The sequence below is a fragment of the Vibrio sp. 10N.222.46.A1 genome (assembly GCF_041473595.1).
Taxonomy (GTDB): domain Bacteria; phylum Pseudomonadota; class Gammaproteobacteria; order Enterobacterales; family Vibrionaceae; genus Vibrio; species Vibrio tasmaniensis_A.
The window spans coordinates 1-266 of sequence record NZ_JBFRSN010001031.1; the positions used below are offsets into that span (position 1 = coordinate 1).

At 48.5% G+C, this 266-nt stretch carries 2 tRNA genes; both read left to right on the forward strand.

The features are described 5' to 3' along the window. Position 1 precedes the first annotated feature (1 nt). A tRNA-Arg gene (locus AB4496_RS23365) sits at positions 2-70 on the forward strand. Between the two features lie 88 nt (positions 71-158). Continuing rightward, positions 159-235: transfer RNA gene (locus AB4496_RS23370), tRNA-Arg, on the forward strand. The last annotated feature ends 31 nt before the right edge of the window (positions 236-266 follow it).

The following is a 266-nucleotide window of genomic DNA, read 5'->3' on the forward strand; positions in this document are numbered from 1 at the left end:
TAGCTCAGCTGGATAGAGTACCTGGCTACGAACCAGGCGGTCGGAGGTTCGAATCCTCCAGGGCGCACCACTATTTAGGGTTTTCATTAATCCTGATGTTGAACGTTTAGTTTTAACTGCTTTATTGCCTTAACTAACAGCTCAATATCGAAACCGTTGCGCCCTTAGCTCAGCTGGATAGAGTACCTGGCTACGAACCAGGCGGTCGGAGGTTCGAATCCTCCAGGGCGCACCACTATTTAGGGTTTTTACTAATCCTGATGTTG